Origin of the sequence: Paenibacillus sp. SORGH_AS_0306, from assembly GCF_030819345.1 — a bacterium.
Taxonomy (GTDB): Bacteria; Bacillota; Bacilli; order Paenibacillales; family Paenibacillaceae; genus Saccharibacillus; species Saccharibacillus kyungheensis.
This window is the reverse complement of the sequence record NZ_JAUTBP010000001.1, coordinates 2,729,704-2,754,828: the sequence shown is the minus strand read 5'-3', so window position 1 is coordinate 2,754,828 and position 25,125 is coordinate 2,729,704. Positions and strand designations below refer to the sequence as shown.

At 39.8% G+C, this 25,125-nt stretch carries 22 protein-coding genes; 19 read left to right on the top strand and 3 right to left on the bottom strand.

The window, feature by feature from the left end; all coding sequences use genetic code 11:
• Nucleotides 1-54: 54 nt before the first annotated feature.
• The 6 genes from rlmN to rpe all read left to right on the top strand — a co-directional run bounded on the left by rlmN (nt 55) and on the right by rpe (nt 5,729).
• Entirely contained in the window at nt 55-1,101 is a 1,047-nt protein-coding gene (gene rlmN, locus QE450_RS11950) for a dual-specificity RNA methyltransferase RlmN (protein ID WP_273613006.1), read from the top strand.
• Between the two features lie 6 nt (nt 1,102-1,107).
• Nucleotides 1,108-1,881: a Stp1/IreP family PP2C-type Ser/Thr phosphatase gene (locus QE450_RS11945; protein WP_301263189.1), complete on the top strand. Its 774-nt coding sequence runs from the start codon at nt 1,108-1,110 to the stop codon at nt 1,879-1,881.
• Nucleotides 1,878-3,869 carry a Stk1 family PASTA domain-containing Ser/Thr kinase gene (gene pknB / locus QE450_RS11940; protein WP_373461976.1) on the top strand — a complete coding sequence of 664 codons (1,992 nt, stop codon included), beginning with the start codon at nt 1,878-1,880 and terminating at the stop codon, nt 3,867-3,869. Before QE450_RS11945 ends, pknB begins: the two co-directional genes overlap by 4 nt.
• The gene (locus QE450_RS23565) at nt 3,811-4,053 is read left to right on the top strand and encodes a hypothetical protein (RefSeq protein ID WP_373461975.1); all 243 of its coding nucleotides are present in this window, start codon (nt 3,811-3,813) and stop codon (nt 4,051-4,053) included. Before pknB ends, QE450_RS23565 begins: the two co-directional genes overlap by 59 nt.
• A gap of 80 nt (nt 4,054-4,133) precedes the next feature.
• The gene (rsgA, locus tag QE450_RS11935; protein ID WP_273613003.1) at nt 4,134-5,063 is read left to right on the top strand and encodes a ribosome small subunit-dependent GTPase A; all 930 of its coding nucleotides are present in this window, start codon (nt 4,134-4,136) and stop codon (nt 5,061-5,063) included.
• A 3-nt stretch (nt 5,064-5,066) separates the two neighbouring features.
• Nucleotides 5,067-5,729 (top strand): ribulose-phosphate 3-epimerase, encoded by a 663-nt coding sequence (rpe, locus tag QE450_RS11930; RefSeq protein WP_273613002.1) that lies wholly within the window; start codon nt 5,067-5,069, stop codon nt 5,727-5,729.
• A 238-nt stretch (nt 5,730-5,967) separates the two neighbouring features.
• Here the strand turns inward: rpe and rpmB are convergent, their stop codons facing one another.
• The gene (gene rpmB / locus QE450_RS11925; RefSeq protein WP_069329046.1) at nt 5,968-6,156 is read right to left on the bottom strand and encodes a 50S ribosomal protein L28; all 189 of its coding nucleotides are present in this window, start codon (nt 6,154-6,156) and stop codon (nt 5,968-5,970) included.
• A 440-nt stretch (nt 6,157-6,596) separates the two neighbouring features.
• Here rpmB and QE450_RS11920 point away from each other — a divergent pair, with 440 nt between their 5' ends.
• The 3 genes from QE450_RS11920 to recG are packed head-to-tail and all read left to right on the top strand — an operon-like array spanning nt 6,597 to nt 11,361.
• The gene (locus tag QE450_RS11920) at nt 6,597-8,408 is read left to right on the top strand and encodes a DAK2 domain-containing protein (protein ID WP_307299494.1); all 1,812 of its coding nucleotides are present in this window, start codon (nt 6,597-6,599) and stop codon (nt 8,406-8,408) included.
• 27 nt (nt 8,409-8,435) lie between these two features.
• Nucleotides 8,436-9,296, top strand: a complete 861-nt coding sequence (locus QE450_RS11915; RefSeq protein ID WP_301263192.1) for a DegV family protein — start codon at nt 8,436-8,438, stop codon at nt 9,294-9,296.
• A gap of 13 nt (nt 9,297-9,309) precedes the next feature.
• Nucleotides 9,310-11,361 (top strand): ATP-dependent DNA helicase RecG, encoded by a 2,052-nt coding sequence (recG, locus tag QE450_RS11910; RefSeq protein WP_273616330.1) that lies wholly within the window; start codon nt 9,310-9,312, stop codon nt 11,359-11,361.
• A gap of 218 nt (nt 11,362-11,579) precedes the next feature.
• Here the strand turns inward: recG and QE450_RS11905 are convergent, their stop codons facing one another.
• Nucleotides 11,580-12,113: a hypothetical protein gene (locus QE450_RS11905; RefSeq protein WP_307299493.1), complete on the bottom strand. Its 534-nt coding sequence runs from the start codon at nt 12,111-12,113 to the stop codon at nt 11,580-11,582.
• A 269-nt stretch (nt 12,114-12,382) separates the two neighbouring features.
• Between QE450_RS11905 and QE450_RS11900 the strand changes: the two genes are divergently transcribed.
• The 10 genes from QE450_RS11900 to QE450_RS11855 all read left to right on the top strand — a co-directional run bounded on the left by QE450_RS11900 (nt 12,383) and on the right by QE450_RS11855 (nt 23,840).
• Nucleotides 12,383-13,420 carry an ABC transporter substrate-binding protein gene (locus tag QE450_RS11900; protein WP_307299492.1) on the top strand — a complete coding sequence of 346 codons (1,038 nt, stop codon included), beginning with the start codon at nt 12,383-12,385 and terminating at the stop codon, nt 13,418-13,420.
• A gap of 224 nt (nt 13,421-13,644) precedes the next feature.
• On the top strand, nt 13,645-14,580 hold the full coding sequence (locus QE450_RS11895) for an ABC transporter permease (protein WP_301263195.1): 936 nt from the start codon (nt 13,645-13,647) through the stop codon (nt 14,578-14,580).
• A complete protein-coding gene (locus QE450_RS11890; protein ID WP_274172331.1) occupies nt 14,580-15,374 on the top strand; it encodes an ABC transporter ATP-binding protein in 795 nt (264 codons plus the stop codon). Before QE450_RS11895 ends, QE450_RS11890 begins: the two co-directional genes overlap by 1 nt.
• Nucleotides 15,375-15,551: 177 nt before the next feature.
• A complete protein-coding gene (locus QE450_RS11885) occupies nt 15,552-17,225 on the top strand; it encodes a sensor histidine kinase (RefSeq protein ID WP_307299491.1) in 1,674 nt (557 codons plus the stop codon).
• Entirely contained in the window at nt 17,222-18,067 is an 846-nt protein-coding gene (locus tag QE450_RS11880) for a LytR/AlgR family response regulator transcription factor (protein ID WP_273612994.1), read from the top strand. Before QE450_RS11885 ends, QE450_RS11880 begins: the two co-directional genes overlap by 4 nt.
• A gap of 148 nt (nt 18,068-18,215) precedes the next feature.
• Complete coding sequence (locus tag QE450_RS11875; RefSeq protein WP_301263197.1) at nt 18,216-19,556, top strand: L-lactate MFS transporter; 1,341 nt, start codon at nt 18,216-18,218, stop codon at nt 19,554-19,556.
• A 206-nt stretch (nt 19,557-19,762) separates the two neighbouring features.
• Nucleotides 19,763-20,350 carry a hypothetical protein gene (locus QE450_RS11870; protein ID WP_307299490.1) on the top strand — a complete coding sequence of 196 codons (588 nt, stop codon included), beginning with the start codon at nt 19,763-19,765 and terminating at the stop codon, nt 20,348-20,350.
• Nucleotides 20,351-20,658: 308 nt separating this feature from the next.
• Nucleotides 20,659-21,606 (top strand): serine/threonine protein kinase, encoded by a 948-nt coding sequence (locus QE450_RS11865; protein ID WP_273612991.1) that lies wholly within the window; start codon nt 20,659-20,661, stop codon nt 21,604-21,606.
• Between the two features lie 128 nt (nt 21,607-21,734).
• Nucleotides 21,735-22,787, top strand: coding sequence for a hypothetical protein (locus QE450_RS11860; RefSeq protein ID WP_307299489.1), 1,053 nt, complete (start codon nt 21,735-21,737; stop codon nt 22,785-22,787).
• A 336-nt stretch (nt 22,788-23,123) separates the two neighbouring features.
• The gene (locus QE450_RS11855; RefSeq protein WP_273612986.1) at nt 23,124-23,840 is read left to right on the top strand and encodes a YitT family protein; all 717 of its coding nucleotides are present in this window, start codon (nt 23,124-23,126) and stop codon (nt 23,838-23,840) included.
• A 50-nt stretch (nt 23,841-23,890) separates the two neighbouring features.
• Here the strand turns inward: QE450_RS11855 and QE450_RS11850 are convergent, their stop codons facing one another.
• Nucleotides 23,891-25,099: an MFS transporter gene (locus tag QE450_RS11850; RefSeq protein ID WP_307299488.1), complete on the bottom strand. Its 1,209-nt coding sequence runs from the start codon at nt 25,097-25,099 to the stop codon at nt 23,891-23,893.
• Nucleotides 25,100-25,125: the final 26 nt, after the last annotated feature.

Sequence of the window (25,125 nt, the reverse complement as noted above, 5' to 3'; positions counted from 1 at the left end):
GATCCGTTGTATCAAAAAAATGAAAAGAATTTGAGAATAGGTGTGATAATTGTAATGAAACCTTTTATATATGATTATGCTTTGGAAGATCTACAGAACTGGGCAAAGGAAAATAATGAGCCTGCTTTCCGCGCAGGACAAATTTTTGACTGGCTGTATGTGAAGCGTGTGACTTCGTTTGAGGAAATGACTAACCTTTCCAAGGAACTTCGCGCTAAACTAAACGACCAGTTTTCTTTTGTTATGTTAGATGAGATTACTAAAATGCAGTCTAAAGATGGTACGGTTAAATTTTTGTTTGGTCTGCATGATGCTCATGCGATCGAGACCGTTATTATGCGTCACAACTACGGAAATAGTATCTGTGTAACCACACAGGTAGGTTGCCGTATCGGTTGTACATTCTGTGCATCTACATTGGGCGGATTGAAACGTAATCTTACCGCAGGTGAGATTGTGGCTCAGGTTGTTCAAGCACAGAAGATTTTGGATGAAACGAATGAGCGTGTAAGCAGTATTGTAATCATGGGTTCAGGTGAACCGTTTGAAAATTATGAAGCAACAATGACTTTTTTACGGATTATGATTCATGAAAAAGGATTGAATATCGGGCAACGTCATATCACTGTTTCTACAAGTGGAATCGTGCCGAATATTTATAAATTTGCAGATGAAGATACACAGATTAACCTAGCGATTTCTATTCATGCACCGAACGATAAATTGCGTTCTAAATTGATGCCGGTTAACCGTCGTTTTCCTTTTGATGATGTGATGGAATCTCTTCGTTACTATTTGAACAAAACCGGTCGCCGGATTACGTTTGAATATGCGTTGATTGGTGGCGTTAATGATCAACCTGAACATGCAGAAGAATTAGCAGATGTTCTCAAAACTATGATGTGTCATGTCAATTTGATTCCTGTTAACTATGTTCCAGAACGTGATTATGTGCGTACCCCGCGCAAAGATATTTTTGAATTCCAGCGTATTTTATCTGACAAAGGTGTGAATGTAACGATTCGTCGTGAGCAAGGACACGATATCGCTGCTGCTTGTGGACAGTTACGAGCGAAACACATGGAGTCGACTGCGAGGTGATCACATTTGATTAGAACAGCGCAACATAGTGATAGGGGACACGTTCGACAAGTGAATGAAGATTCAGTATGGATCGGTTCTATTCAACAGGAATATACACTAGGTATAGTCGCAGATGGTATGGGTGGACATCGTGCAGGCGATACAGCAAGTCAACTGGCTGTGCAGACCATTATCGGTGATCTGCAAGGGCTAGAAGCTGGCTTATCGCTGGAAGCTTGTCGTGCTGCTTTACATGATGCGATTTTACATGCGAATAATGTTGTTTTTCATACTGCTCAAATGGACGACAGTTACCACAATATGGGAACGACTGTTGTAGCTGTATTGCTACGCGGTGATAGCGGCATTATCGGTCATATCGGTGATAGCCGCGCTTATTTGGTAGGCGAAGAAGAATTACGTCTATTAACGCAAGATCATACACTGGTCAATGAATTACTCAAAAATCATCAGATTACTCAAGAAGAAGCAGCTGTGCATCCTCGTCGCAATGTGTTAACACGTGCACTGGGTACAGATGCAGAAGTCGTTGTAGAAATAGACGATATTCAGCTTAAAATCGGTGAAGTGCTTTTGCTATGTAGTGATGGATTAACGAATATGATTGGTAATCAACAGATCGAAACGGTTGCTCTGGCAGGTATTGCACTTGAAGAACGTGCGAAGCATCTAGTAGCTCTAGCACTTGAAGCTGGTGGCGAAGATAATATTACTGTTGCCCTATTCGAAATGGATGACTCTACGGTAGAGTTGAGCACGAAGGGGTGGGAACAATGATCGGACATACGCTAGGCGGCCGTTATGAAGTCATCGAGGAAATCGGTGGCGGCGGTATGGCGCTTGTATACAATGCGCGTGATGTGCTGCTTAATCGTCATGTTGCCATCAAAGTTTTGCGCCAGCAATTTGTATATGATGAAGAATTTATTCGCCGTTTTCGTCGGGAAGCTCAATCAGCGGCGTCCTTATCACATCCTAATGTGGTTAGCATCTATGATGTTGGACAAGAAGGCGATATTCACTATATCGTGATGGAATATGTACAAGGTTACAATTTGAATGAAGTGATCAAAGAACGTGCTCCTTTGCCTGTGGATGAAGCGATCCGAATTGCTTCTCAGATTTGCGATGCACTTGATCATGCACATCATAATCAGATTATTCACCGTGATATCAAGCCACATAATATTTTGATCGGTCGTAATGGACGGGTGAAAGTAACTGATTTTGGTATTGCTCGTGCGGTGACATCTACCACGATTACACAGACAGGTTCTGTTGTCGGTTCAGTGCATTATTTTTCACCTGAACATGCCAAAGGTGTAGCTACTGGTGAAAAGTCTGATTTGTATTCGCTTGGGATTGTGTTGTATCAAATGCTGACTGGGCGACTTCCTTTTCTCGGTGAAAGCCCGATTAGTGTAGCGCTTAAGCATTTACAAGATGAATTCGAAGAACCGCGGTTAATCAATCCGTTGATTCCGCAAAGTGTAGAAAATATCATTTTGAAGTCAATGCGTAAAAGCCCTTCAGAACGATACAATTCTGCTCATGAAATGTTACAAGATCTAGATACGTGTCTGTTACCAGAACGTCGTAGTGAAACGAAAGTATATTTCCCAACAGTAGACGATGAAGAGCAGACACGCGTCATATCAGCGATTCGTCCGACTTCGATTCCTGTAGGAGATGATGATCGTAAGTCAGATCGTGAAATGTCACGATCTTCTGCTCCTGCGAAGCAACAGCGTAAATGGGTAAAACCAACCATCTGGATATCGGCGGTTGTGATTCTGTTGGTATTGATGGGTCTTGCAACAATGTATGTACGTTCTACTCTCGATGTAGCCGAGGTGGCTGTACCCAATATAGTTAACCAAACGCAAGCTAGCGCTGAAAGTATGCTAGAGGCGCAAGGATTAGTTAGAGGTCAAGTAACAAGTGAATACAAAGAAGGACAGCCTGCTGGTATCGTTATCGCCCAGAGTAAAGACGCGGGAACGATGGTCAAACAAGGAGCTTCTATTGATATTACAGTCACCGCTGAAAAAGAATTATCCAAAATGCCTGATCTAAATGCCAAAACGTATGAAGATGCACGTAAGTTGTTGCTAGCAGAAGGATTTAAAGAAGATCAGATTACACGTGTCGATGAAAATAATGATAGTGTCGATAGTGGAACTGTATTTGATCAGACACCTGGAGCGAATGCAGATGTGGATCCTGCAACAACAACAGTCACTGTAACTGTAAGTAAAGGAACAGCGACGGCTTCTGTACCGGATCTCACAGGAATGAGTCAGTCTGATGCTCAATCCAAATTATCTTCAAATGGATTTACTGTAGGAGATGTAGGACAAGAGACAAGTTATACCGTAGCTAGCGGTAAAGTAACTCGTCAAAATCCGGCTGCTGGTAATTCATTAAGTAAAGGAAGTAAAGTATCGTTCTGGGTGAGTTCTGGATATCCACCAGAAGCATTTGACTTTACGTATTCTGTATCTATTCCACCAGCAACAGCAGGCAAATCTAGTAAAATCAATATCAAATACACCGATGCTACTGGTGAAAATAAAGATTGGGGAACCAAAACAATCAGTTCACGTCAATCTCTAAAAGTGAATATGGTGTTAGGACCGAATCGTGATGGTGCAGTATCGATCTATCGTGATGGCGAATTTATTGATACGTATGCGATTGGATACAATGAAGCGAAGCAAAGGCAGTGTACAGGAAACAGTTATCGAACCAGACGCTCCTGTTGAAGTTCCACCGGTTGATAATAGTGGAAATACGGGCACAGGAACAGGAACTGATGATCCTGCTGTAGATCCACCAACAGACGGTCAAGGAACTACACCAACAGATCCAGCGACAGATGGAACTACTCCGACAGATCCGACAACAGAAGAAGGATCAACAGATGGTGGAACGACCAGTACACCGTAATGTAGTGATCATTCATAAAAGATTAACAATTAATGAACAAACAAAAGAAATAAGCTTTATCCATGAGGGGACGGAATCACATGCTACAAGGCTTAATCGTCAAAGCTTTAAGCGGCTATTATTATGTGCAACAACAAGTCGATGATATAGCCTCGGGCGGGGATCACCGGAAAACAGTTCAGTGTCGTGGACGCGGTATTCTTAAGAAAAAAGGAATTGCGCCGTTAGTTGGCGATCAAGTACTGTATTCGTTAACAGAAAATGGAGAAGGCACAGTAGAAGAAATATTGCCTAGAAAAACAGAGTTGATTCGTCCACCTGTAGCTAATATTGAGCAAGCTGTGCTCCTTTTTTCGGTCAAAGAACCTGATTTGAGTCTGCATTTATTAGATAAATTTCTTGTTCATGTAGAAGATGCGAATCTAGAACCTTTGATTTGTTTTAGCAAAATGGATCTAATTGATCCAGAAGATACGCAAACGTTGACTGAAGTAGAGCAAGCACGTCAACTGTATGAACAAATTGGTTATAAAGTGATTTTAACCAGTGCTGAAGATGGCTCCGGTACCGCAGCAATTCGTGCCGAATTATCAAATCGACTGAGTATGTTTGCAGGACAATCCGGTGTGGGTAAATCTTCTTTACTGAATGCTATTATTCCGGGAAGTACAATCAATACAAGCGAGATTAGTATGCGTCTAGGACGTGGACGGCATACGACACGCCATGTCGAGCTCATTGAGCTGGATGGTGGCGGTTATGTAGCAGATACTCCGGGATTCAGTCAAATGAACTTTACACAGCTCGGTGTGGACTTAGAAGACCTGGGATCATGTTTCCGTGAGTTCAATGAATACTCGGATGGTTGTAAGTTCCGAGGCTGTACTCATTTGCATGAACCGGGCTGTAAAGTAACCGAAGCTTTGGCTAACGGTGAAATTGCAGAAAGTCGCTATAAGCACTATCAATTATTTTATCAAGAAATGAAAGATGAAAAACGGAGGTATTGAACTATGAATCCTATCAAAATCGCGCCTTCGATCTTGTCAGCTGACTTTGCCAAATTAGGTGCCGAAATCGCAGAAATCGAACGCAGTGGAGCAGATTGGTTACATGTTGATGTTATGGATGGACACTTTGTACCTAACATTACATTTGGTGCTCCTGTATTACAGGCTGTTGCTCCACATACAGGATTATTTGTAGATGTTCATCTTATGATCGAAAATCCAGAGAATTATATTGCTGATTTTGTAAAAGCAGGCGCACATATGATTACGGTGCATGCAGAAGCATGTGTACATTTACATCGTGTAATTCACTTAATCAAAGAACATGGTGTAAAAGCAGGGGTAGCTTTGAATCCTGCAACTCCAGTCTCTGCGATTGCAGAAGTGTTGGATGATTTGGATATGGTGCTTGTTATGACAGTGAACCCGGGATTCGGGGGACAAGCGTTTATCCCGCGTATGGTGGATAAAGTAAAACAACTACGTGATTGGGCTAATGCAAAAGGTCATACTGCTTTTCATATCGAAGTGGATGGGGGCATCTCGGCCACAACTGCGAAATTAGTAGTTGATGCAGGTGCAGACGTATTGGTAGCAGGAAGTGCGATATTTGGAGCTCCTGATCGTGCCAAAGCGATTCAAAGTATTCGAGATAGCTTGAATTAAATCATCCGCATTTATCATTAAGATCGATATTGATCTGATACTAAAAAAACCAGTAATCCGTATCGTATAGATATGAATTACTGGTTTTTTGTATCTATAAATTTAATCTTGTATTGTGATAGTGAAAAGACAACTGAGACATCAAAAAAAGACATCAAAAAAAGACATCAAAAAAACACCCCTATCGCTAGAGATGCTTTTCATCATTACATATAATACTTAATGTATTAGCCGTAAATTATACGCGAGTCACTTTACCGGATTTCAAAGCACGGGTGCTGACATATACGCGTTTTGGTTTACCGTCTACCAAGATGCGAACTTTTTGAACGTTCACGCCCCAAGTACGACGATTGCGGTTATTAGCGTGAGAAACAGTATTACCACTACCAGGTTTTTTACCTGTTACATAACATTTGCGAGCCATAGTTACACCTCCTATTTCCAAAAAAACTGCATGAAAACAACACTTCTACCATATTAGCATAACGATTTGGCTATAGTCAACAGTGTCAAATACTTTATTTATTTCTATGGTAGGTTATAGTACAATGTAAAATAGTTCGACGTGTATCTTTTTGTCGGCTATTAAAGGGAATGAACTTGATGATTTCAGAAGGCTTGAGAAGAAATCGTCTATTCTTTATACCTTCTCGCCTATTTTTGGTACTTGGTACAAGGACAAGGTTCTAATTTATAGGTATGGTGGTAATGGATAGAGTGGCATCTGTAGAGGCTAGTCTGTTATAGTCCATATGAAATACAAATATTGCTTTTTGACAAACTTAACTACAAATAAAAATGAATATCCTGACCGAAATATGAACCGGCAGGATGTATAGGTATGATGAGGAAGGGGAATTTTCATTGAGTAAGCGTTTTTTAAATGGGACTGATTTCACCGCTATGGTGCTTGCTGGAGCAGAGCGATTGCAACAACATGCAGAACACGTCAATTCCCTCAATGTGTTTCCGGTACCTGATGGAGACACAGGAACGAATATGAATTTGACTATGACTGCGGGTGTAACTGAATTAAAACGTAATCATTCAGCAGTAATAGGCTCCACTGCAACTGTATTATCGAAAGGGTTATTAATGGGCGCACGCGGTAATTCTGGCGTTATATTATCACAATTATTCCGCGGATTTAGTCGCTCTGTAGCTTCTTATGAAGAATTAAATGCTAATCAATTTGCCGCAGCACTTCAAAGCGGAGTAGAATCTGCGTATAAAGCGGTAGTCAAGCCAGTAGAAGGAACAATCTTAACTGTTGCCAAAGAAGCAGCCAAGCATGCGTTATATTATTCACGTCGCACGACTGATATTACCGAGTTGATGGGCGAAGTACTTAAACGTGCTCAAGAAACATTAGCACAGACACAAGAAATGTTACCAATCCTGAAGCAAGTAGGCGTTGTCGATTCAGGTGGACAAGGATTAGTCTACATCTATGAAGGATTCTACAATTATTTGCAAAACGGTTATGAAGTTAATCAAGATCAAGCAGATATCTATGCAAATATCGGAGAAAGTGTGCCTATACATGGTTCGAGTGTCGCTTTGGATAAAGCAAAAGGATTAGCGACGACTACAGATGCACATCTATCCACTCACGATCATTCTGCTCAATCACGCATCGAAACTGAAGATATCGAGTTTTTGTACGATATGGAGTTTTTTATCAATCGTCAGATCGGTGATATCAAAAATGCTCCTTTTCATGAAGAATCATTCCGTCAGGAACTTTCAATTAATGGAGATTCGATTATTGTGATTGCAGATGATGAAGTGGTCAAAGTACATGTGCATTCCAAAGCACCGGGTGAAGTATTGAATCTAGCATTACGTTATGGTGAAATTACACAGATTCATATTTTGAATATGCGCGAGCAACATCGTGATCTATTGTCAGCAGGGTTAGATATTGCTCCATCTCCAGATGTATTTGCGGAAATGCCAACTCAACCTTTAACTGCGCAAGAAACAGCGACACCGCCTGCGGAAGAAGTAGCACCTTATGGATTTATAGCGGTATCGTCAGGTGATGGTATTTCTGATATTTTCAAAAGTCTAGGTGTAGATGTTATCTTATCCGGTGGACAGACGATGAATCCAAGTACAGAAGACTTTGTAAAAGCGGTCGAAAGTATGTCCGCAGATCATATCTTTATTCTGCCGAATAACTCTAATATTGTACTGGCGGCTCAACAAGCTAAAGACTTATTAGAAGAAACGCATCAGATCACGGTTATTCCAAGTAAAAGTATTCCACAAGGTATAGCGGCTGCATTTGCTTTTCAAGAAGATGAAGAGGTCAGTGTGAATCAGAGCAATATGAATGAAGCTTTGCAACATGTGAAGTCTGGTCAGGTAACCAATGCTGTACGTGATACAGTGATTGAAGATATGAATATCAAAGAAGGACAATATATCGGGATTTATAATTCCAAAATTGTAGCTGCTAGTGATCTGATGCTTACGACCTGTCAGCAACTATTGTCCAAAATGATTGAAGAAGGACAAGAAGTAGTTACTGTATTGGTTGGTAACGATGCAGATGATCAAGACACGACTGCTCTGATGAGCTGGCTTGAAGAGACTTATCCTGATGCAGAGATTGAGATGCATGAAGGTGGTCAACCGGTATACCATTATTTATTCTCGGTGGAATCTTGAGAATAGGAACGATAGGAGGGAGAAACGATGGCACATACGATAATCGTGACTGATAGTACAGCAGATATTCCAGCTGCTCTAGCAGAACAGTATGGTATACGGATTATCCCGTTAAGTTTGTTTTTCGGTGAAGAAACGTTTGAAGATGGTGTAGATATTCAGGCGAATGAATTTTACCGTCGTCTGGTGTCTGTATCTGTATTGCCGACTACATCACAACCGGCTCCTGCCAAATTTGCAGAAGCGTACCAATCCATTCATGAGCAATATCCTGATGCTTCGATCGTATCTATCCATTTATCATCAGGACTTAGCGGGACGTATCAGTCAGCATTAATCGGCAAATCGATGATCGATCAAGATGATCATATTACGATACTGGATTCCAAGTCGGCTTCGTACGGGTTTGGAATGGCTGTAGTACATGCAGCTAGACTGGCTCAGCAAGGAAAAACAGTCGATGAGATTATAGACGGTGTAGAACATATTTTGAAAAGTCGTTCATTGTACTTTATCGTAGATGATCTGGAAAATCTGCGTAAAGGTGGACGGATTGGACGAGCATCAGCAGTTCTCGGAACATTACTGAATGTAAAGCCTATCTTATCGATTGATGAACAAGGTCAAATCTATGCTGTTGAAAAAGTAAGAGGTCAGAAAAAGGCAATGGCACGTATCGTAGAAATGATGCGTCAAGAATTAAAAGTAGATAAAATCAATCTAGCTTTGGGACATACAGCTGATCCACAGTCTACCGAGCCACTGTTAGCGTTGTTCAAAGAACATTATGAGATTGGTGAGCTGGTGCTACCAGACATTGGATCTGTAGTGGGAAGCCATACAGGAGCGCGTACACTTGGAATCTTCGCGTGGCCGGATCAGCCATAAACGAGGGATGAACATGAATATCAGTCTAGAACAGATTACAGTTCGGCAAGTGAACGGCGTGAGTGCTCTCAAAGAAGGAGAGCTTCACGCCTTTGGCGTCTATACGATACTTGATTTACTGGAATATTTTCCTTTTCGATATGAAGATTACCGTCTGCGGTCACTGATAGAAGTGAAAGATGGAGAAAAAATTACGGTACAAGCCAAAATTGTAGGTCTACCTGTACTACAACGATATGGCAAAAAGTCACGTCTAACCTGTAAAATGATGGTGGATGATTGGATGGTAACAGCCACATGGTTTAACCGTCATTATCTAAAAGAACAATTAACATCAGGTCGTGAAATTATACTTACTGGAAAATGGGATCAACGTCGTTCACAAATGACTGTACTTGATTCCGAATTTCCCGATAAAGGTACACAGCGTAGTGGTAGTCTTCAACCGGTCTATTCGGTAGGAGGCAATATTACACAGGGCTGGATGCGCAAAACGATAGGCAAAGCTTTGGATCAATATGGCGAAATGATTCCTGAGATTTTGCCACAAGAGATTATGCAACGTTATAAGCTTGTATCACGCAAACAAGCGATTCGTCATTTGCATCAACCGGGTGATACCGATGAAGGTAAGCAAGCACGTCGCCGGATGGTCTATGAAGAGTTGTTTCTATTTCAATTAAAATTACAAGCCTATCGCAATATTAACCGTAAGCGAAATGGTGGGATTGTGCATACGACAGATAACGCAACGATTCGGGAATTTGTTCGTAGCTTGCCTTTTGAATTAACCGATGCACAGAAACAGGTTGAATTGGAAATTCTGAAAGATATGCGTGCGCCGTATAGTATGAATCGTCTGCTTCAAGGCGATGTAGGTTCAGGTAAAACCGTCATTGCTGCCATCGCTTTATTTGCAACCGTACGTTCTGGTCATCAAGGCGCATTGATGGTTCCGACCGAGATCCTTGCAGAACAGCATATGCGTTCGCTCCAGCGTATGTTTGAGCCATTTGGGATAACTGTAGGGATGTTAACGAGTAGTGTCACTGGACGCAAGCGGAAGGATCTACTGGCTTCACTGCAAATGGGGATGATCGATATTTTGGTCGGTACTCATGCTTTGATTCAAGATGAAGTGTATTTTCGCAGTCTAGGGGTGGTTGTCACCGATGAGCAGCATCGCTTTGGTGTGAATCAGCGAAGTATTTTAAGACGTAAAGGCTTTGATCCTGATGTACTAACGATGACAGCTACACCTATTCCGCGGACATTGGCAATTACTGCTTTCGGAGATATGGATGTGTCGACGATTGCCGAACGTCCTAAAGGGCGCAAGCCGATCAATACGTACTGGGTAAAACATAATATGATGGATCGTGTCAAAGGATTTATCGCTCGTGAAATTGATCAAGGACGACAAGCTTATCTAATCTGTCCACTGATTGAAGAATCTGATAAATTGGATGTGCAGAATGCGATTGATCTATATATACAGATGGATCAAGATTTTCCGAATTACAAAGTAGGACTGTTACACGGACGTATGAGTGCAGCAGAAAAAGAAGAAACGATGCGTCACTTCTACAGTAATGATATTCAATTGTTAGTGTCTACAACAGTTGTAGAAGTAGGTGTCGATGTTCCGAATGCGACACTGATGATTATTATGGATGCAGATCGTTTTGGATTATCACAACTTCATCAGCTACGTGGACGTGTCGGTCGAGGAGAACATGCTTCGTTCTGTATATTGATAGCCGATCCCAAATCGGAAACAGGGCAAGAACGAATGCGTGCCATGACTGAGACTGAAGATGGATTTGAAGTTTCCCGGCGCGATCTAGAAATTCGAGGACCTGGTGAGTTTTTCGGTACTAAGCAAAGTGGACTGCCAGAGTTCAAAGTAGCGGATATGATGAGCGATTACGAAGTGTTAGAGATTGCTCGTGTAGATGCTGTAAAATTAGTGAGTAATGAATTTTTCTGGACTTCACCAGAATATGCTGCTTTACGGGATTATCTTGAAAAACAGCAAGTTTTTCAAGGCGAGTTAATGGATTAAATCTAGATCATAGCAAAACATCACAAACAAAAGGAGAGTACGATTATCGTGCTCTCCTTTTGAGTATACGTTATAACATACATATGAAAAAAGTGGATAAACAAGCGCTTTGGTAGCAAATTATTTTTTTACACATGTATATCTAATTATAGATTGACTTCCCATAGTCCAGCGCTTTAATATAGATTCAATATACATTTTCCCTATCACTTATATTCTTACATAGCACTGTTAATGATCCTCTGTGCTTGATTTTCAGCCTCTACCATATATTGTTCATATTGAGATTGTGTAATTTGACCAGCAGCTCGTTGTTGCTGCCAGATGATACTTATGTTAGTGATCAACACATCAGCAATTTTCGTTTGTTCCATACCTTGATGCTCGGCGATTTGAGCAATCGTATCTCCATCCTGCAAATGTTGCTTCAGTTCATGATTTGTCATTCCAAGTAGACTGGCTATCTCATCGAATAAGTTGCCCATACTCCATAATGAATGAGTAGATAGCAGACTATTTGGAGCCGATGAAGTGATCGAAACCGATGGTTTATATTGTTCTTGAATAAGCTGTTGCATATCACGCTTTGGAGTCTGATTATCGGATAACGGAGTAGCGATAGTGCGTTCCAGTCGACTAGGAATGATTTTGCTAATCGTTGATGCATGAGCTTGTGGACTAATGATTGCTGTTCCACTGATAGCTAGCGCCATCGCTATCGAACTGGTCGCTACGATTTTTTTCATATCCATTCAGGCTCTCCACCTTTCTCAATTGATGCTTTACGTTGAGGATACCGACTTAGCATAATCGATGTAGATGAGAATACTCTTAAAAGTAAATTAAAATACGCTAAGAATATTTCACCGAATGTGAAGTATAAAAAGATTCCTTTTTTTATACTCTTACTTTCATTAAGTAAAGTTGCAACGCATTCAAACGGCATTGTAGTTTGAATGATGCAGTTCAGTTTACTGAACATATACAGCTTAAGACTAGAGATGAGAGGGGTTACACGTCAATGAATTTGAAGCAGAAATGGATTTTACCTCTAAGTATGGTAATGATGATGTTGACAGCAGTAGGATGTAGCAGTAATGCAAATGAAGGTGCTTCTTCAGGAGATACAGGTAGCACAGATAGCAAATCGTACAAAATTGGTATCTCGCAAATTGTAGAGCATCCGTCTTTGGATGAGACACGTAAAGGTTTTCTAGCAGCTTTAAAAGATGCAGGGATTGTAGAAGGTCAAAATTTAACAGTTGATTATAAAAATGCCCAAGGTGATTCTACTAATAACTTATCTATTGCACAGACATTATCGCAAAGTGACAATGATCTGGTATTGGCGATTGCTACTCCTTCAGCGCAAGCAGTAGTAAGTCAGGTGAAAGATACACCGGTTTTATTTGCAGCAGTTACTGATCCATTAAGCGCCAAAATCGTAAGTGATCTACAAAAGCCGGGTAGAAATGTATCTGGAGCATCGGATACCAACCCAGAAGCGATCACAGAATTAGCTGACTTTATCGGTACAGAATTGCCTGATATCAAAACGATTGGTCTGGTCATCAATGAAGGTGAACCGAATGCTGTTATTATGGCACAGCGTGCAGAAGAAGCTTTCAAAAAACATGGTATTACATTAATCAAAGCAGCAGTAACAAATACTTCTGAAGTTCAACAAGCAGCACAATCGTTAGTCGGTCGTGCAGATGCTTTTTATATTACGCTGGATAATTCGGTCGTAAGTGCTGTTGATACAATTATTCAATTAGCGAATGAGAACAAAATGCCTTTCTTTTCAAGTGATCGGGATACTGTAGAAAAAGGCGCTTTTGCTACAGTAGGCTTCAAATATTATGATCATGGTTATCAAGTAGGGCAAATGGCTGTCGATGTATTGAAAAATGGCAAAAATGTAGGTGACTTACCTGTAGCGATGCAAGAAAAATTAGATTTGATCTTAAATCTCAAAGCCGCAGAAGCTCAGGGAATCAAAGTGACCGATGAAATGAAAGCCAAAGTGAAAGATCCAGAGAATAATTTGATTCAATAAAAAGATAAAACAGTGATATTAGATGCTAACACAATAAAATAAAGCTATAAGATCACATCGTATGGCCCTATTGCACCAGTCGTCAAAAGCAAATAAGATCATGCAAAATGGGATGAGCTTCTTTGGAGTTCATCCTATTTTGGTACATGATGTTGGATAAGATAAGCGTAACCAACAGCGATTAGCAATAGGCAGCATGAAGAAGAAAGGGGCGAGCTTATTTTATGGACTTAGTTTTGAAAATAGGTGAGGGATCGTTACAACTAGGGTTGTTGTATGCGTTGCTCGCATTAGGAGTATATATTACATTTCGCATTTTGGATTTTCCTGATTTGACGGTAGATGGAAGTTTTACAACAGGTAGTGCAATTACAGCCGTTATGATTGTGCATGGATATTCCCCATGGCTTGCCTGTTTAGGTGCTTTTGCAGGAGGGCTGGCAGCAGGAGCATGTACAGGCTTACTTCATACGAAAGGCAAAATTAATGGATTGTTATCCGGGATTTTGATGATGATCGCATTATATTCGATCAACTTGCGGATTTTGGGAAGTCCTAACGTATCTATTTTTGGCAATGCCATGGTATTTGATCATATTTCTCCGATTGCACTAATGTTGATAATTGTGATCGTATGCAAATTGTTATTAGATGCTTTTTTGCGTACCGATATGGGATTAGCATTGCGAGCGACTGGCGACAATAAGCAGATGATTCGTAGTCTGGGGGCGAATACTGACACTACTACTATTATTGGTGTGAGTCTGTCCAATGGATTAGTCGCTTTATCAGGTGCTTTTGTTGCTCAGACGTCTACCTTTGCAGATGCAACTTCAGGAATCGGGATGATTGTGATCGGACTTGCTTCTGTCATTATAGGCGAAGCGATATTCGGTGCCAAAACAGTATTTAGAGCTACTTTAGCTGTTATTTTAGGTTCGATTGTGTACCGAATTGTGGTTACAGCCGCTTTACGAATTGAATGGTTTGAAGCATCTGATCTCAAATTAATCACAGCAGTTATCGTTATTATTGCGCTTGTATTCCCGGCTATTCGTAGTAAAGTGAAGCAAAAAGGATTAGCTAAAAAGCGTTCTGCAGAATTACTAAGCAATATCCAGACCACTCCTTATTCCAAACCAACCGGAGGTGAACAGTAATGCTACATATCGAAAATGTATCTAAATTGTTCAACCCTGGTACAGTCGATGAAAAAATTGCTTTAATAGGAATTCAGCTTCATTTGAACCCTGGTGATTTTGTAACGGTCATTGGTAGTAATGGTGCTGGTAAATCAACTCTGATGAATATTATTTCCGGGGTAATAAAACCAGATACAGGTCTGGTGAAGATCGAAGGGCAATCTGTAGGGCATTTAGCAGAATATCAGCGTAGTCGCTGGATCGGACGTGTCTTTCAAGATCCTATGGCTGGAACAGCTCCTCATATGTCGATTGAAGAAAATTTAGCAATGGCTTATCGTCGTGGCAAAAATCGTGGCTTTGCTTTTGGAGTGACTTCGGCAAGACGTAATCTATTCAAGCAGGAATTATCACGTCTGGGGATTGGACTGGAAAATCGATTACGCGCCAAAGTAGGAATGTTATCCGGTGGAGAACGTCAGGCACTGAGTCTATTGATGGCAACATTTACCCGTCCACAGATTCTGCTACTTGATGAACATACAGCAGCGCTTGATCCTGCACGTGCAGATTTGATTACTTCACTTACCAAAGAAATTGTACGTGATATGAATCTAACGACATTGATGGTTACTCATAATATGGAGCAAGCTATCCGTCTTGGTAATCGTCTGATTATGATGGATAAAGGTAAAATTATTTTGGATATTGATGAAGAACGTAAAAAGGATCTTACGATCGAACGACTAATGTCTGAATTCGAACAGATTAGCGGAACTAAAATGGCAGATGATCGTGTTGTGCTTGGTTAACTGTACTCTCTAATATATTTCAATCTAAACCCAATGATTCTGTGATTAGCAGAGTGATTGGGTTTATTTTGAAAGGTGTCACAATCCATAGTCGCAAAATAGTGTACACTAGAAAAGATGTAGTAAATGAACATATGATCTAGCTTATACTTTGTGAAATTGATATTGGAGGAACAGATGCTTACCCATAACGTGACTGTGATTATTTTATTACAACTGTTTGAACGAGCAGCTTTGCTGTTGATCTGTTTATATTTTTTGACCCGTCTATCTCATTTTAGACAGATTTTTCAGAAAGATATTTTATTTAAAAAAGATTTATTGATTATTTCGATTATTTTTAGCGGTTTTGCTGTATTTGGAACCTATACCGGTATTAACGTCGAAGGATCACTGGTCAATGTACGTATTATCGCTGTGATGGCAGGTGGTATCCTTTTTGGTTGGCCTGTAGGTATCGTGACCGGGGTAGTGTCAGGGCTTCATCGTTATTTGATCGATATTGATGGAGTGACTTCGTTACCGTGCCTTATTACCAGTATTATTGCAGGGATTGTCTCAGGTTATATTCACAAAAAAATAAAACGCAATCGACGCTGGATTGTCGGAATTATCGCAGGTATGTTTTGCGAAGCGTTAACCATGTTTTTGATTCTAGTAATGGCAGAACCTGCTCAATTGGGTAGAGAAATTGTATCGATTATTGCTTTGCCGATGATTCTCGGTCAGGTGAGTGTAGGGTTGATTGTGTTATTTGTACAAGGAGTCGAAGGGGAAAAGGAAAATATAGCAGCAAGGCAAGCCAAATTAGCCCTTGATATTGCGAACAAAACGCTTCCTTATTTCCGATCGATAAACAGTGAATCTTTGCGCAAAATATGCGGTATTATCAAAGAAGATATTCAAGCAGATGCGGTAGCTATAACCGATACAAAGCTGATTTTAGCTTATGTAGGGCTTGGTGAAGATCATTATAATATTGGGCATGAAATTATAACCGATGCGACCAAGCAGACGATTCGCAGTGGCGAGATTATGATCAGTAATAACGATGCAGAAGGTAAAGTGCCTAATATCCAATCGTTAATTATTATTCCTTTAACCGAAAAAGGAGTCGTCACCGGTGCGCTCAAAATCTATTATCGTAAAGCTCATAAAATCACGTATTCTTTACAAACTTTAGCTGTCGGTCTGTCACAGATTATTTCAACATTGATGGAAGTATCCCGCATCGAACAGATGAAAGAAATGGCAAATAAAGCAGAGATCAAAGCGTTACAGACCAGTATTAATCCTCATTTTCTGTTTAATGCGCTGAATGCGATTGCTTCCTCTATTCGTATTGATCCGAATTATGCGCGCGAGATGATTATTAACCTTTCCGGTTATCTTCGTCATAGTTTGGAATGGAGTGACCAATTAATCGATATTAATAAAGAACTGGGTCAAGTAGTGAATTATGTAGAGATCGAAAAAGCACGATTCGGTAATAAATTGACTGTAATCTATGACGTGGATGAAGAAGTAGAAGTGAAAATTCCTAGTCTTATTATTCAGCCATTAGTTGAAAATGCGATAGTTCATGGTATTTTGAAAGGGAAGGGTTCTGGTACAGTGACCTTATCTGTAAAAGATCACGGCGATCAAGTGCTGATTAGTGTTGAAGATACAGGAGCAGGTATCGATCCAGAAATTATTCAAAATGTCTATAATGGTAAAATGCCTGAAAATCGAATCGGATTGTCTAATGTACATCAACGGGTTAAATTAATCTATGGTGAAGGATTACAGATTCAGCGTCTGGAACGAGGCACACGTATTCAGTTTAAAGTGAAAAAGGAGCTATCATGAAAGCAATCGTAGTGGAAGATGAATTTCTGGCAAGACAAGAATTAGAATATTATATTCGCACGTATAGTCAGATCGAGATTGTAGGTAGTTTTGACGATGGAATGGATGTATTGAAATATGTACAGGATCATGAAGTCGATGCTATTTTTTTAGATATTAATATCCCTTCGTTAGACGGGGTATTTTTGGCACATACGATTAGCAAATTTTCACGTAAGCCTTATATTATTTTTATTACAGCATACAAAGAACATGCGGCAGAAGCTTTTGAAATTGAAGCTTTTGATTATATTTTGAAGCCGTATAGTGAATCACGTATGACTTCGATGCTACGCAAGTTGGAAAGTACGTATGAACGTGATCATGGTGCACAGCCGATATTTTCACAGCCGATCGACAAAGAACCAGCTGATCATTCTTCAGAAGATTATGATGCGCATAAAGCACAACCATTGTTGGGACAATCAACAACAGCAAGTACCACTCATGTGCCGCATCATTCTCATGTGCTTCAAGGCAAAATCAGCTTATGGAAAAATGACAAAATTCAGGTGATCCCTGTAGATGATGTCTATTATGCATCTGCTAGTGAGAAAGTAACCAATGTATTTACCAAGCGAGCCGAATATACAGTGACATCCAGCATTTCAGAATTTCAAAATACGTTGCCAGACGAATATTTTTTCCGTTGTCATCGTTCATATATCGTTAATATTACCAAAATCCGTGAAATTGTACCGTGGTTTAATAACACTTATTTACTGCGTTTACATGATCTGGATTATGAAGTTCCTGTGAGCCGAAGTAAGGTCAAAGAGTTCAGGCAGATCATGAGTATCTAAAGGCATTTCATTCCGTATATACTGCATTTCATTCCTTTTTTGGAATGTGACATTAAAGGTAGGGTTATAATTTGGTCATAGGAAACAGAGAATTCTCCGAACCATATAACACTACAATTTGCGGTCCTTACGGAAAGGAACATCAATCATGAAAAACGTATCCAATCAAGCAGGCACAACTAACTTACAATCTACCAAACCTCCAGTCAATCGTTGGTTGATTGCACTCGGTACAATTATTGTACAAATGGGTCTGGGGACGATTTATACATGGAGTCTTTTTAACCAGCCTCTTGTTGATAAATTCGGTTGGGGTCTAAGTTCAGTAGCGATTACATTTTCGATTACCAGTTTTGCATTAGCATTTTCCACTTTATTTGCTGGGAAATTACAAGAAAAATGGGGTATCCGTCGTCTGATCGGTATAGCAGGTATTGTACTTGGTCTAGGCTTAATGCTTAGTTCGCAAGTTTCCTCTTTACCTTTACTGTATATGTTAGCAGGGGTGATCGTCGGATTTGCTGATGGTACAGCATATATCACTTCACTTTCTAATTTGATCAAATGGTTCCCGGAACGTAAAGGATTGATCTCGGGGATATCGGTCGGCGCATATGGAACAGGAAGTCTTATTTTCAAATACATTAATGGTGCATTTATCGGTTCTGTCGGTGTATCGGCAACCTTCTTATACTGGGGCATTATCGTATTGTTAATGATTGTGATCGGTTCTCGTCTGATTCGTGAAGCGAATGTATATGGTGCAACTGCTCCACAAGCTAAAGGTGCAGAACAACGTGTAGGGAATAGTCAGCCATCCGCAATCAAACCAACAACAGTTGTTGCTCATGATTACACAGTAAAAGAAATGCTCAAAACAAAACAAGTATACTTACTATTTATTATGTTCTTCACAGCTTGTATGAGTGGGTTATACTTAATTGGTATTGTCAAAGATATCGGTGTACAATTAGCAGGCCTGGATCTAGCTACAGCCGCAAATGCCGTTGCTATGATCGCTATTTTCAACACAGCAGGACGTATTATTTTGGGAGCTTTGTCTGATAAAGTAGGACGTATGAAAGTCATCTGCGGTACATTTATCGTAACAGCCGCTGCGGTTGCAGTCCTTAGCTTTATCCCGCTAACCTATAGTATTTTCTTTGCCGCAGTAGCTGCAATTGCTTTCTGCTTCGGTGGTAATATCACTGTATTCCCTGCAATTGTTAGTGATTTCTTTGGACTCAAAAACCACAGTAAAAACTATGGTATCGTATATCAAGGTTTCGGTATTGGTGCTTTAGCAGGTTCGTTTATCGCCGCTTGGATGGGTGGATTCAAACCTACATTTATCGTTATCGGTATGTTGTGTATCGTGTCCTTCTTGATTGCACTATGGATCAAACCTCCAGTAGCTGGTGCAAGCGAAGAAAAACAAACAGCAGACGAGAAAAAATGGACTGCCAAACCTCATACAGCACGTAGTTAATATGTTCTAAAAGCGAATACGTGCAAAGTTCATTCATAATCTAACTATATTATAAAAATCAACAGCTTCTCTTACACACTAAGGGAAGCTGTTTCTATATTACTTTTTCTTACATTTTTTAGCAAAATGATTCGTTTGTAGGCGGATATCGTTATACTTTAAGTAAGACTAACTCTATCCCATGATGTAAAGGAGGAGGTATTCGTATGAAAGATATTCGTTTATGTACCAAACCTAATCTACTTTTTCTTCATATATTGGAAGCGTTATCAAATTTACCGTATATAGCTAGGCTAGACATCAAACAAGATACCCATGAATATGCGACAGCAGAATATTTTACATTTGTGATGGAAGACCAGTCGACACTTGTTCATTTAATTAACGATCAATCTACCAGTATTCCGTATTTGTTGATTTCAGGACCTGCTTGCCAACAATTAGCTTATGATTTATATCAAAGTGGACTTGTATATTCAAGTAAAGATATTGTATATCGCTGTCTGCATGATCAACATGTCGATCAGAAAATTGATGCGATTTGTCGTCTTGGTATTGCTTCTTACGGAGAACCGTCTGCTGAAGTATTGCACATTTTTGAATTATATCTTCGTGATCCAGATGTACGTGTACGTCAATCCGCTGTATTTGCTACCAGCTTTATCGGATGGCAAGAGTTCGAGAAGATGTTAGTCTATACGGCTAGTCATGACCCTGATTCGCGAGTTGCTGAAATTGCAGAAAGTGCTATTCAGATTATGCGTGATAGTGATTGGCTATCTGAACGTGCGTAACCGATGTAAGATGAAGCTTGATTTGGGTATGCTGGAGTAACGTTGATAACGTTTATAAAATGGGAGATACTATAAATAAATGTTGATATTAGTCAGCAAAACAGCAAATATTCTGGGATTATGCAAAAAAACCAGAGTATTTGCTGAAATAAGTGAAATTTGTCAGAGAAATTGCTCACATTTGTTAAGTTTCATGCTAAAATGTCTGTGTAGACAGCCATATCTATGACTGTTATCCATATTCTTCACCGGCAGGGCGCATACATGGGGGAACCGCTATGCTGTGGGAAGGTGCGAAGGGGTGTAGAATGAATAAAATAATAGTCAATCCGGCCCTTGCCCGAAACCATACACTTGCGAATACATACCAGATTCGCAGGACATTATCGGTTAGTGAACTATCTATCGTCTATGTAGCAAGGCATATCGAGCAGGGTACACTTCATGTGGTAAAAGAATTTTTTCCAAGTGCAGTAGTACAACGTAAAAGAGATCGTCGAAATATTGATTGTCATGAACCAGGTCTGGGTTCTAAATATAGAGAAATGCTGGAAACGTTTCGATCTGAAGCTGAGATTCTAAGTCAGATTGATCATCAAGGGATTGTGCGTTATGTGCAGTATTTTGAAGAAAATGGTACGGCTTATTTAGTGACAGAGTATTGCAAAGGTATGACATTGGATCAATTTATTGAAGAACATCCTACAGAAATTACTAACGACTTTTTGTTAGAACGGCTTGGTCTGGTTATTCGTGCTCTAGAATACATACACAGTCTCGGTTATATTCATCGTGATATTCGTCCAAGTAATATTTTGATTGGGGAAGATGGACAGACCAAGTTGCTTGATTTTGGTTCGGCTGTACGTTATCAAGAAAAGACGCATACGATCCTTACGACAGCAGGATACTCACCGATTGAATTTTATTCGGGTCGTTCGGTGCAAGGCCCTGTATCTGATATTTATAGTTTAGCGGCTACCATGTATTTTTGCTGTCAGGGCAAAGCACCTATCGATGTGCCGAAGCGTTTGTTCCATGATACGTTAGAACCTTTGCGTGATATGACTAAAGTCTCTCCTATTTTAACAAGAGTGATTCATTGGGGACTTGCTGTATCCGCAGACAAACGTTGTGCTTCTCTCAAATGGTTCAAAGTCGCAATGCGTGCTGAACGTCTATGGGAGCGCAAATTTATTCTAATGAATGGTAAAAAGAAGCTGGCTAATCACCAGAAGCCAACTATTAAAAAGTAAAAATGTGTAAAGCCTGCACATGTATATGATGCAGGCTTTTTGTGTATTATAGTGATATATCCTATAAAGACAGAAATAGACAAGTACATTCATTTTTATCGTAATATCAATTGGAGGAATAAAAGTAGATGCTCAAAATTACACAGAAATTTATAAATGAATTGTATTCTAAACAAGATATTAATTATGAGAAATTTCAAGGGTATATAGGTACAATTATTCGTTATGGCGATCAACAAGATGCAGAAGCTTTATATTCTGTTTTTATCCAAGATCCTTTAGCTTATGAAAAAACTCAATTAATCGAGCCTATTATGAGATTAGGCGATAATTATCTAGCTCAAACATTATATGAATTTTCTATTGTAGATAATGACCTGACAGAAGAAGTGCCTTATGAAGTATTACATGCTTTGGGCTATATGGGATTAGAGCAAGTTGCACCTGTATTAATAAAATATGTGTTAGAAAGTGAACTTTGGGATACTTGTACAGTCGCTTGTCTGGGATTAGTTCATTTATCTATTGAAAAATACCAGCAAGAATTAAAAAATAGATTAGAACAATCTATCAATAAATCTCTATTTAATGAATTTTTGCCAATATTTAGTTTCCGTTTATATGATGATACTTTTGTCGAACGTTTGTATGAATGGGGAGATAAACATGCTTCTATCGATTGTAATGCAGGACTGATTCTAGGGATTGCTTTGTATGGCAAAGAGCAGAAAGAAACGATAAAGAACATCATTTGGAGCTCGAATTGGCAAGCTCATGATATGGGTACAGGCACAGGGAAATGGACTTATCAAGCAATGGGATATGTGGGTTTAACATTTGAAGAATTGATCGACGATATGAAGCGATTTTTGGTAGAGATTACATCTAATCGCGAATTAGAATATCGTTTAGATGTTCTACATTTTCTGTTAACGTTTAATTTAACGTACTTTTCCAAAGATATTAAATTTACTAATACTGATCATGATAATATTGAACTTCTCTATAAATTATTGTATTCAAGTAATAATGAAGGTACAGACGAATCCATATTGGAATGTTTAAAGAAACGTTTTGATCAGGATGAGCAGTTCAGTATTATTGAAAGCTATGAGCGACTAGAAATACAAATGAGTATGCAAATTCGGTTTGAAGTAGAACGTGAACAGCTACTTTTTTAACACAGAATATACATTCCCAGAAAATCTTTACACAAGCAAGCTGTTTAGCATTGCTGTTCCTGTGGTATAATTAATTTAGCTTTAGAATCTATTAACGAAAGGATCAGGATACCATGGGTCCCCGAAGGATACTTCCCCAAAGGACGGTTTGGAAACGTTATGATCTCTCTTATACTTAGCTCTTCCGTAGAGAACAAGTCACTATAGACCAACTCGAACGGAAGAGGGAATCATGTATGCGAAGGACAAAGTCCTCCAAGTTTGCCTCACGTAAGAGTCGGTCGATATCGATCAAACTTACGAGAAATAGAGGGAGCTTGTATGAGGAGAAAACAAATGGATAAAACAGTATTAAGGCAGATTGCCATAATACTGCTTGGAACTTTGATTTTAGCGTTTGCTTATTATCACATTAATGTTCAGAATCAATTATCAGAAGGCGGATTTGTAGGATTAGCCTTATTAGGAAAATATGCATTTGGATGGTCGCCGGCTTGGACAGCTTTACTGCTGGATATACCAGTGATATTACTTGCATGGTGGTTAAAAGGCCGCCGATTTATGCTATTTACACTGATTGGAGCACTATCGTTTTCACTATTTTACTCATTATTTGAGCAATTATCGTTGTTTGTGGTGGACCTGCACGGTAACCTGCTAGCAGCCGCTGTATTATCTGGGTTGTTAACCGGTCTAGGAGCAGGAATCGTTCTACGATATGGTGGGGCGACCGGAGGCGATGATGTGTTGTCCAAATTGATCAGTGACTGGAGCGGTTGGAAAATCGGTAATGTATTTTTTGCAAGTGATGCGATTGTATTGTTAATCTGTCTGTTCTATTTACCGCTTAAAGAAACCATATATACCGTTTTGGCGGTATGGATTGCAGGTAAAGTGATCACATGGACGATGACAACAACATGGCAAGTACGTCACTTATTGCCGATCAAACGTACATCCACATTAGCTGTATCTGTAAGTAAAGTAGCCGTCAAACCAATAACATCTACTCCGCAATCACTACAAATCAATCATAAAAGTATCAAAGTATAAAATAAAAGCCGTCAGGTAGATCATTAAGATCAACCGAACGGCTTTTTTTGTTATATCGTTTTGGTACCAGCTCTTTTTTCAACAAGATAATAACTAAGAATCGATCCCAAAATGCCAACTACAGCTACAGCACCACCGATCAGTGGTACATAAGGTAATCCAAGATGTGTAATCACCACACCCCCGAGAAAAGCACCACCTGCATTGCCCAAATTCAGTGCAGAGTGACTGGAAGTCGCTGCAAGTCTTGGTGCTTCATGAGCCAGATTCATAATTCGAATCTGGATACCTGGCATAATCCCGAATGCGGCTGCACCCCAGAGAAAAACAAATACTAACGTTAAAATCTGATTGTGAAGTACGCTTGATAGAATAACCAATAAGATCACAAGAATAGTAAACGTCGCAATCAGAGAAGGCATTAGCTTCCAATCTGCTAACCTACCGCCTATAATATTACCTAACGTTACACCTACACCGAACATCACCAGAATCCATGTTACACTATGTTCTTGAAATCCGCTCACATCTGTGAGTAAAGGGGTAATGTATGTAAAGACAGTAAACATACTCCCACAACCAAAAGCACCGGTGAATAGAATAAGCAGCACTTGTGGATTGATTAGACTACGGAATTCTTTGGCAAGACTCGAAGGTCCAGACTGCTCAATCTTCGGAATTAAGAAAAAGATACCGATTAGTGAGATCATACCCATAATCGTAATCGCACCGAATGAAGAACGCCAGCCCAAATACTGTCCGATAAATGTTCCAAAAGGAACCCCGATAATGTTGGCGATCGTAAGCCCGGCAAGAACCATAGAGACGGCACTGGCTCTTTTCTCCGGTCGTACCAGTCTAGCCGCTATAAGTGAGCTTGCTCCCAAAAAAGTACCATGTGCTAGAGCAGTCACTAACCTTGAAGCCATTAATAATCCATAGTTAGGAGCAATCACAGCCAGAGCATTACCCAGTATAAAAATAATCATTAACAAACACAGTAATTGCTTCTGCGGAATACGATGGGTTAATACAGTTAAGACAGGTGCTCCTACAGCTACGCCAAGTGCATAGCTCGTAATCAATTGCCCTGCTTGTGGAATCGTGACATGAAGGTCGTTAGCTACATTAGGTAGCAGTCCCATAATGACGAATTCAGTCATACCAATAGCAAAAGCACCAGCAGTCAGGCAGAACAGAGCTGCTGGAAAGCGGTCATTTTGAGGTGAAACTTGTTCTTTTGTTACAGATGGTTGCATACATGATCTCCTATTTTCTGAAATGA

Bases quoted from the DNA above. Each gene is read 5' to 3' on its own strand.
- QE450_RS11880 (WP_273612994.1), top strand. From the start codon at position 17,222: ATGAAAGCAATCGTAGTGGAAGATGAATTTCTGGCAAGACAAGAATTA.
- QE450_RS11915 (WP_301263192.1), top strand. From the start codon at position 8,436: ATGGCACATACGATAATCGTGACTGATAGTACAGCAGATATTCCAGCT.
- rpe (WP_273613002.1), top strand. From the start codon at position 5,067: ATGAATCCTATCAAAATCGCGCCTTCGATCTTGTCAGCTGACTTTGCC.
- QE450_RS11885 (WP_307299491.1), top strand. From the start codon at position 15,552: ATGCTTACCCATAACGTGACTGTGATTATTTTATTACAACTGTTTGAA.
- QE450_RS11875 (WP_301263197.1), top strand. From the start codon at position 18,216: ATGAAAAACGTATCCAATCAAGCAGGCACAACTAACTTACAATCTACC.
- QE450_RS11900 (WP_307299492.1), top strand. From the start codon at position 12,383: ATGAATTTGAAGCAGAAATGGATTTTACCTCTAAGTATGGTAATGATG.
- QE450_RS11855 (WP_273612986.1), top strand. From the start codon at position 23,124: ATGGATAAAACAGTATTAAGGCAGATTGCCATAATACTGCTTGGAACT.
- QE450_RS11870 (WP_307299490.1), top strand. From the start codon at position 19,763: ATGAAAGATATTCGTTTATGTACCAAACCTAATCTACTTTTTCTTCAT.
- QE450_RS11860 (WP_307299489.1), top strand. From the start codon at position 21,735: ATGCTCAAAATTACACAGAAATTTATAAATGAATTGTATTCTAAACAA.
- QE450_RS11905 (WP_307299493.1), bottom strand. From the start codon at position 12,113: ATGGATATGAAAAAAATCGTAGCGACCAGTTCGATAGCGATGGCGCTA.
- rsgA (WP_273613003.1), top strand. From the start codon at position 4,134: ATGCTACAAGGCTTAATCGTCAAAGCTTTAAGCGGCTATTATTATGTG.
- QE450_RS11890 (WP_274172331.1), top strand. From the start codon at position 14,580: ATGCTACATATCGAAAATGTATCTAAATTGTTCAACCCTGGTACAGTC.
- recG (WP_273616330.1), top strand. From the start codon at position 9,310: ATGAATATCAGTCTAGAACAGATTACAGTTCGGCAAGTGAACGGCGTG.
- QE450_RS23565 (WP_373461975.1), top strand. From the start codon at position 3,811: ATGAAGCGAAGCAAAGGCAGTGTACAGGAAACAGTTATCGAACCAGAC.
- rpmB (WP_069329046.1), bottom strand. From the start codon at position 6,156: ATGGCTCGCAAATGTTATGTAACAGGTAAAAAACCTGGTAGTGGTAAT.
- QE450_RS11865 (WP_273612991.1), top strand. From the start codon at position 20,659: ATGAATAAAATAATAGTCAATCCGGCCCTTGCCCGAAACCATACACTT.
- QE450_RS11895 (WP_301263195.1), top strand. From the start codon at position 13,645: ATGGACTTAGTTTTGAAAATAGGTGAGGGATCGTTACAACTAGGGTTG.
- QE450_RS11850 (WP_307299488.1), bottom strand. From the start codon at position 25,099: ATGCAACCATCTGTAACAAAAGAACAAGTTTCACCTCAAAATGACCGC.
- pknB (WP_373461976.1), top strand. From the start codon at position 1,878: ATGATCGGACATACGCTAGGCGGCCGTTATGAAGTCATCGAGGAAATC.
- rlmN (WP_273613006.1), top strand. From the start codon at position 55: ATGAAACCTTTTATATATGATTATGCTTTGGAAGATCTACAGAACTGG.